The following is a 1,261-nucleotide window of genomic DNA, read 5'->3' on the forward strand; positions in this document are numbered from 1 at the left end:
CCACGAACGGCAGCCAGCCTGAGAGCCACACCCCACCCCCCTGGGTGCCACAACCCTACGAATGGCTGCGGGCAACCCGTGATCTGAAAGGTAGGCCGCCTGATGCCGCACCGCCCCGCCCCGCTTCGTCCCGCCGCTCCCGCTACCCGTGCGAACGGCGACGGGACCATCTACCAGCACCGGGACGGACGCTGGGAAGCCGCCGGATACGTACTCGCCCCCGGCAACACCCGCCGCCGCGTCCGCGTCTACGGCACTACTCGCAAGGACGCCCTGGCCAAGCTCACCGAGAAGATCGCCGCCAGCAACCGCGGCCTCCCCGTCCCCTCCGCACAAGGCAGCGTATCCGCGTACCTGACCTACTGGCTGGAGACCGTCGCCGTCCACCACCTCCGCGAGAACACCCACACCCGCTACACCGCTGTCACCCGGCTCTACCTCATCCCCGGCCTGGGGCGGAAGAAGCTCGCCAAGCTCACCGCCAAGGACGTCCGCACCTGGCTCAACCAGCTCCGCACCACCTGCCAGTGCTGCGCACGCGGCCTCGACACCGCCCGCGACAAGCCCCGCTGCTGTGCGATCGGCACGTGCTGCGGCAAGCGGCTCTCCCCGCTGACCCTCGCCTACATCCACTCCGTGCTCAAGTCCGCCCTGGAGCACGCTGTCCGGGAGGAAGAAATCCCGCGCAACGTCGCCCGCAACGTCCGCACCGGCACACCCCGCCCCCGCCGCTTCGAACCCCTCACAGCCGAGGAAGCGTGCGACTTCCTCGCCGCCACGGTCGGGCACCGGCTGAGTGCGCTGTTCGAACTCGCCCTGCGCACCGGGCTCCGCAAGGGTGAACTCCTCGGCCTGCGCTGGGAAGACCTCGACCTCGACGCGGGCACCGCCGCAATCCGCCGAACCTTGCAGCGCACCAGCACAGGCGGGCTCACCACGCTGCCCACCAAGACCCGGGCCTCCGAACGCCGCATCGCCCTCCCCAACCGCTGCGTCCAGTCCCTGAAGCTCCATCAGGAACAGCAGCAAGAGCAGGAAACTGCGGGCTCCCCTTGGCTGCACGACGGGCACGTTCACCACCGCGCAAGGCCGACCGATCGACCCGACCAACCTCACCCGCACCTTCACCACACTCCTCCGCAGGGCCGGTCTCCGCCGAATCCGCTTGTTGAGTCGGCCCGGGGCGCGGTGCCGGGATTGCTCCCGGTCCGTTTCCCCGGACCGCTCGCCGAACCCGCCGTACCGATCTCTCGGTAACGGG

General features: G+C 70.0%; 1 pseudogene. It reads left to right on the forward strand.

Features of this window, described 5'->3' with window-relative positions:
• Positions 1 to 102 precede the first annotated feature (102 nt).
• Positions 103 to 1,261 (forward strand): annotated as a pseudogene (gene xerC / locus ACIP8W_RS31935) (tyrosine recombinase XerC); the annotation flags it as partial.

The organism is Streptomyces sp. NPDC088554 (assembly GCF_044752945.1).
Taxonomy (GTDB): Bacteria; Actinomycetota; Actinomycetes; order Streptomycetales; family Streptomycetaceae; genus Streptomyces.